The following is a 6,570-nucleotide window of genomic DNA, read 5'->3' as shown; positions in this document are numbered from 1 at the left end:
GGGCCTTTTGCTCGCCATCTATGGTCCTCCGTTTCCTAATCATAGGGGCGGACCACTTCTTTGGGGGAGGCTCACCACCCTGCAGGCGGCAGAAAAGGCTCTTCCGCATTGATGGCGCGCAATGCAGCCCTCCGGAAATGAAGGAAAATCCCGGCAAAATCTTTCCACAGCCAGGCAGCCGCATGGAAACCGAGCGCACCAGAAACCCCGGGGACGGTCCGGACCTGCAAGAGAACCGCCGGATCGCGGATCAGTTGCGCCTTTACTCCGGCCTCCTTGAATCACAAGGCGGCGATGGGTTCCGGGTCCGGGCCTACCGGAATGCAGCCGCCGCCATAGGCGAACTCCGCCAGCCCTTGCGCACACTCTATCTGGAGGGCGGTACCGCCGCGCTGACGGGACTGCCCGCAATCGGACGGGGCATTGCAGCGGCTATTGCGGAAATCCTGACCACGGGACAATGGCAGCAGCTCGACCGCCTCCAAGGGGAGACCGGACCGGAAAAACTGTTCCAGACAGTGCCGGGCATAGGGCCAGCTCTGGCTGGCAGATTCACAGAGCAGTTTGATGCCCAGACTTTGGAGGACCTTGAAATCGCTTTGCGCGATCCCAGGATGAAGGTCTCCGGACTTGGCCCGCGCCGCCGCAGCGCCATTCTTGCCGCATTGTCCGGCAGGCTCGAAGCAATCCGCCGGATCAGGACGCCGCGCCGCAATGGGCACATACCTCCTGTGCAGTTGCTGCTTGTGGCAGACGCCATCTACCGGAAAAGGGCCGCGGCCGGCAAGCTGCGCAAAATTGCACCGCGCCGTTTAAACCCTGAAGGCGAGGCTTGGCTGCCGGTTCTCCACCTGACGCGCGGCGGCTGGCATTTGACCTTGCTGTTTTCCAACTCCGCACGCGCGCATGCGCTCGGCCGGACGGCAGACTGGGTTCTTCTCTTTTGCCACTATGAAGATGAGCCCGAAATGCAATTCACCGTGGTGACACAGCGGCAGGGGTCATTGGAAGGCCGCCGCGTGGTGAGAGGCCGGGAAAGCGAATGCGCCCGTTACTGGGCCTGCCAGCCGGCGGGTTCCTGACCGGCTGCAGCACGCGCCGCTCATTAACCGCCGTCAATGCGCCTGCCGCAGGCGCGTGGTCAAATGGCTGCATGCGCCTCCGGCGGCGGCAACACGCAAACGCGGGGCTCCGCTTTCCGGAAAATGCCTCAAGGACCGGCCGGTGCTGTCCCGCAAACCGCACCGCATGCAACCGGCGTTTGGCGGTCCGGCCGGCAGCAACGCGAGCAAAGGGAATGCAACCATGGCTTCGAACGACAAGCTGAAACCCGCAGCCGCGGAACCGGAGGCTGCCATTGAATCCGGCCGCCGCCGGTTCCTGAAAACCGCAGGCCTGGCCAGCCTGGGCGCTGCCGCAGGCATGGCGGTTCCGTTTCACCGGAACCTGCCGCATGGATTCTTCCCTGCCGCAATGGCCAGCGAAAACGGTCTGGCGGGCAAGGACGGGCTGACCCTTCTGAACGACCGGCCGCTGAATGCCGAGACGCCGCCGGAACTGCTGGATGACCCGGTGACGCCGACGGCCCGCCACTTCATCCGCAACAACGGGCTGGCCCCCGACGACACCAGCGCAGAAGGCTGGACACTGACGGTCGACGGCTTCGCGGACAGCCCGCTGGAGCTGCCGATTGCCGATCTCAGGGACCGGTTCGAGGTGGTCTCACTGGCGCTGACGCTGGAATGCGGCGGCAACGGGCGGGCCTTTTTCGACCCGCCGGCCAGCGGCAACCAGTGGACCTATGGCGCTGTGGCCTGCTCGGAATGGACCGGGGTGCGGCTGCGCGATGTGCTGCAGGCGGCGGGCGTCCAGGACAACGTGGTCTATACGGCGCACTACGGGGCGGACGGGCATTTGTCGGGGGATCCGGACAAGCTGCCGATCTCGCGCGGCCTGCCGATTGCCAAGGCGCTGACGGACACCGTGCTGATCGCCTTTGCGATGAACGGAGCGGACCTGCACCCGATGAACGGCGCGCCGCTGCGGCTGGTGGTGCCGGGCTGGCCCGGCTCCTGCTCGCAGAAATGGCTGACCCGGATCGAGCTGCGCGACCAGGTGCACGATGGGCCGAAGATGACCGGCACCTCTTACCGCGTGCCCGCCTATCCGGTGGCCCCGGGCGACGACGTGCCCAAGGAGGATTTCCGGATCATCGAGCGGATGCCGGTCAAATCATTGATCACCTTCCCCGCCAACGGGGCAGCGTCCGGGATGGAAACGGAGGTGCGCGGCCACGCCTGGTCCGGCGACCGCACGGTGGACCGGCTCGATATCTCCTATGACTTCGGGGCCAGCTGGCAGGCGGCGGAGCTCGACCCGCCGGTCAACGATGGCGCCTGGCAGAACTGGCGGGCCACGGTGCGCTTCCCGGTTGCCGGCTATTACGAGATCTGGGCCCGCGCCGCCGACAGCGAAGGTGAAATGCAGCGGTTCGCCATCGACTGGAATCCCAAGGGGTATCTGAACAACCGGATGCACCGCGTCGGCCTGCGCGTCAGCTGATGCCTGGGCGGCTGGCATCAGGGACCGGCGCCCGCCCGGCGCGGCTCAGGCTTGCAGCTGCCTGTGCCGCCCTGTGCGGCACGCTTGCGCAGGCACAGGCCCAAGCGCCTGAGGACAGTGAATTCGGCCAGCTGGTCGTGGCAGAGGGCGCAGAGGAGACCTACTATGCCTGCACCGCCTGCCATTCCGAGATGATCGTCGCCCAGCAGGGCAAGACCCGCGAGGGCTGGGCGGACCTGCTGGACTGGATGACCGAAGAGCAGGGCATGCCTGAACTGGACCCTGCCGAGCGCGGGATCATCCTCGACTACCTCTCCGCCCACTACAACACCGGCCGGCCGAACTTCCCGCAGCGATGAGACCGAACCTACAGCAAGGAGTTTTCCGATGACGATCAAGTCCTTGGCGGTTGCGCTCTTTTCGGCGGAGGAAGCGCAGCGGCTCATCCCCGCGGCCGCAGACATGGCCAGCCGCACCGGTGCCCATCTGACCGGCGTGCTGCCCCTGGAAGCCCAGGTGCCCTTTGCCGGCACCGAAGGCGGTCTTGTGAGCTATGGCGCGGCGTACATCCCCGATTGGCAGCAGCAGGAAGCTCAGGCCATCGCCGAAGCCTTTCAGGCGGCCGTGGCGGGGCGGGATTTCCTTTCTGATCTGCGGCAGCAGCCGCTGGGCAGCCAGAGTGCCGAAGATTTCCTGCTCGACAATGTGGCCGCCGCGGATCTCGTGATGGCGGGGCAGTGCCCGCCGCAGGGCGCCAGGTACAGCCAGCGCCAGCTGCAGGAGCAGCTGATCCGCCGCTCGGGCCGCCCCGTGCTGATCATTCCCCAAGGCTGGGCCCCGGCGCCCATTGGCGCCAGCATCCTGATCGGCTGGAGCAACACCCGCGAAGCCGTCCGCGCCGCCCATGATGCCCGCGCCCTGGCGCAGCCCGGCGCCAGCATATCGATCCTCCACATCGGCGACGGCGGCGATGGGCTTGCCTGCCGGGAGGACATGGCGGCGGCGTTTGACCGGCACGGGCATTCTGTGACGCTGATTGACCGGGAAAAAACCACTCCGGACACCGGGTCCATGCTGCTCAAGGTGGCGATGGAATGCGGCGCCGACATGCTGGCCGCCGGCGCCTTCGGGCATTCCTGGGCCTATGATTTCGTGATCGGCGCCGCCACGCGCGAACTGCTGGCGCACGCCAAGCTGCCGGTTCTGTTTTCCAGATAGGCCGCGGGCCGGGCGGGCAGCTGAGGCCGGCCCGCCCTGACTGCAAGACGGGAGGGTGCCATGCCGCCGCAGAGCAAGCCCAGGCTGCGTTTCCTTGGGGCCACCGGAACAGTCACCGGCTCCCGCTACCTGATCGAAACAGGGCAGCACCGGGTGCTGGTCGATTGCGGGCTCTACCAGGGCTACAAGCAGCTCAGGCGGCGCAACCGCAAGCCGTTCCCGGTCCGCCCCGGCTCCATCACCGCCATTCTGCTGACCCACGCCCATCTGGACCATTCCGGCTACCTTCCGGCGCTGATCCGGTCGGGCTGCCGGGCACCGGTCTATTGCACCCCGCCGACCCGCGATCTGTGCGGGCTGCTGCTGCCCGACAGCGGCCGCCTGCAGGAGGAGGAGGCCCAGCATGCCCGGCGCAAGGGCTATTCCCGGCACAAACGGCCCCGCCCGCTTTACACCGAACAGGATGCCCGCGCTGCCCTGCGCCGTTTCAAGACGCATCCCTTCGGAGTGCCGCTGGACCTCGGCGGCGGGTTGAGCGCCGAATTCATCCGCGCTGGCCATCTGCTGGGGGCCGCGCAGATCCGGATCACCATCGGCGGCAAAACGGTGCATTTCAGCGGCGACCTTGGCCAGGACCGCGACCCGCTGATGCCGCCGCCGGAACCCTTTCCCGGCGCCGATGTGCTGGTCTGCGAGTCCACCTACGGCGACCGCCTGCACCCTGCCGCGTCTCCCGAAGACGAGCTGGCCGGTATCCTGGCCCCGTTCCTCAAGCAAAAGGGCGTCGTGCTGATCCCCGCCTTCGCCGTTGGCCGCGCACAGGGCATCACCTACCACCTGTCACGCCTGATGGCGTCTGGCCGCATCCCGCGGGTTCCGGTGTTCCTCGACAGCCCGATGGCGTCGGATGCGACGGATATCTATATCCGCCACTGCGCCGAGCACCGCATCCCCCGGCAGGACTGCGCCGCCGTCTTCCAGCTTCCGGCCCGGACCAATTCGGTGGCCCAGTCCAGAGAGCTGAACACGCTGGAGGGACCGATGGTCATCCTGTCGGCCAGCGGCATGATCACCGGCGGGCGCATCCTGCACCACGTGGTGAACTTCGGCCGCAGCCTGCGCACGATGATCGTGCTGTCGGGCTATCAGGCGGGCGGCACCCGCGGCGCGTCCCTGGCTGCGGGCGAGCGGCGCCTGCGCATCTTCGGGCAGGACCACACCATCCGGGCAAGGGTTGCCCAGCTTGAAACCTTCTCCGGCCATGCGGACGCCGATGAGCTGCTCCGCTGGATGGCGGCCGGCCCGGCGCCTGCCATGACCTATCTGACGCACGGCGAACCGGAAGCCGCCGAAACGCTCCGGCGGCGCCTTTCCCACGAATTGGACCGCCCGTCCCGGGTACCCGAGTTTCTGGAATCGATCCGCATCGATAACCCGTCGTGACCCTGGCGTGCAAACTGCTGAGCGGCTTGCTTGGCGGAACCGGCAGATTGGCGGCCGCCGTTCCCCGGGCGGCCTTGCGCCTTCACGCAGCTGTCGAAAGCTCCTGCCAGGCATGGAATTGCGACAGGTACACCCGGCCATTAAGTTCGTCCAGGAAATGCGTCTTTTGCAGCCGGTCCATCACCGGCCCCTTGACCTCGGACAGGTGCAAGCCGATGCCTTGCTCCTTCAGCCGCTGATTGATTGCCTCGAGGTTTTCCAGCGCGGAATAGTCGATTTCGTTTACCGCCGAGCACATCAGCACCACGTTCCGCAGATCCTTGTCGCGGGCAAGCCGGTCCAGAACCAGGTTCTCGAGAAACCGCGCATTCACGAAATACAGGCTCTCGTCGATCCGAAGGCTCAGAAGCCCGGGGCTGGTCTCCACCTTGTGCCGGTGGATATTGCGGAAATGCTCAGTGCCGGGAACCCGGCCGACCTCAGCCACATGCGGGCGCGAGGTCTTGTAGAGATGCAGCAGCAGGGACGTGATCACCCCGGCGGACACCCCGGCCTCGACCCCCAGGCCCAGGGTCATCAGCAGCGTCGCCGCCACCGCCAAAAAGTCCGCCTTGGAATACACCCATGTCCGCTTCAGGATCGGGAAATCGGCCAGGCTCAGCACCGCGACGATGATCGTGGCGGCCAGCGTCGCCTTGGGCAGGAAATACACAAGCGGGGTCAGGAACAGGGCGGCGATGCCCAGACCGATGGCGGTGAAGGCGCCCGCGGCCGGTGTCCCGGCACCGGCGTCGTAATTCACCACCGAGCGGGCAAATCCGCCGGTCACCGGAAAACCTCCGGTGAACGCAGCGCCAAGGTTCGCAGCCCCCAGGCCGATCAGCTCCTGATCGGGGTCGATGCGCTGCCGCTTGCGGGCGGCCAGCGTCTGCGCCACCGAGACGGATTCAACAAATCCGATAACTGAAATCAGCAGGGCCGGCACCAGCAGCGTGTTCAGCAAATCCGGCGAGAACGAGGGCACTGTCAGCGGCGGCAGGCTCTGCGGAACCTCACCGACAATGGCGACGCCTTGGGTATGCAGCCCGTAGGCCTGGACCACCACCGTGGTTGCAACCACGGCGGCAACCGGCCCCGCCTTGACGGCGATGTCTGTCAGCACTGCCGGCACGCGCAGCCGCAGCAGTAGCGGCTTCAGCCCCTTGCGCACCCAGACCAGAAAGGCGGCAGCCCCGGCGCCGATCGCCAGGGTCAGCAGGCTGACCTCACCGGCATGGGCGGCAAGCGAGGCTGCCATTTCCAGCAAGGTGTGGCCCTGCGCGGGCACCTGCCCGACCGCCACGGCCG

At 66.8% G+C, this 6,570-nt stretch carries 6 protein-coding genes; 5 read left to right on the top strand and 1 reads right to left on the bottom strand.

Features of this window, described 5'->3' with window-relative positions; genetic code table 11:
- Positions 1-137: 137 nt before the first annotated feature.
- The 5 genes from ACFMBG_RS19490 (at position 138) to ACFMBG_RS19470 (ending at position 5,223) form a co-directional block, all read left to right on the top strand.
- Positions 138-1,082 (top strand): DNA-binding protein, encoded by a 945-nt coding sequence (locus ACFMBG_RS19490; RefSeq protein ID WP_421056340.1) that lies wholly within the window; start codon positions 138-140, stop codon positions 1,080-1,082.
- Positions 1,083-1,305: 223 nt separating this feature from the next.
- A complete protein-coding gene (locus ACFMBG_RS19485) occupies positions 1,306-2,562 on the top strand; it encodes a sulfite oxidase (protein WP_421056339.1) in 1,257 nt (418 codons plus the stop codon).
- Complete coding sequence (locus tag ACFMBG_RS19480; protein WP_421056338.1) at positions 2,562-2,921, top strand: aldehyde dehydrogenase; 360 nt, start codon at positions 2,562-2,564, stop codon at positions 2,919-2,921. Before ACFMBG_RS19485 ends, ACFMBG_RS19480 begins: the two co-directional genes overlap by 1 nt.
- A 28-nt stretch (positions 2,922-2,949) precedes the next feature.
- Complete coding sequence (locus ACFMBG_RS19475; protein WP_421056337.1) at positions 2,950-3,780, top strand: universal stress protein; 831 nt, start codon at positions 2,950-2,952, stop codon at positions 3,778-3,780.
- Between the two features lie 60 nt (positions 3,781-3,840).
- On the top strand, positions 3,841-5,223 hold the full coding sequence (locus tag ACFMBG_RS19470; RefSeq protein WP_421056336.1) for an MBL fold metallo-hydrolase RNA specificity domain-containing protein: 1,383 nt from the start codon (positions 3,841-3,843) through the stop codon (positions 5,221-5,223).
- A gap of 82 nt (positions 5,224-5,305) precedes the next feature.
- Here the strand turns inward: ACFMBG_RS19470 and ACFMBG_RS19465 are convergent.
- Positions 5,306-6,570: SulP family inorganic anion transporter (locus tag ACFMBG_RS19465; protein WP_421056335.1), on the bottom strand; the 1,265-nt coding region annotated here is incomplete at its 5' end.

The organism is Leisingera coralii (genome assembly GCF_049056525.1).
Lineage (GTDB): Bacteria > Pseudomonadota > Alphaproteobacteria > Rhodobacterales > Rhodobacteraceae > Leisingera > Leisingera coralii.
The sequence above is the reverse complement of the archived record's forward strand: the minus strand, read 5'-3'. Positions and strand labels throughout refer to the sequence as shown.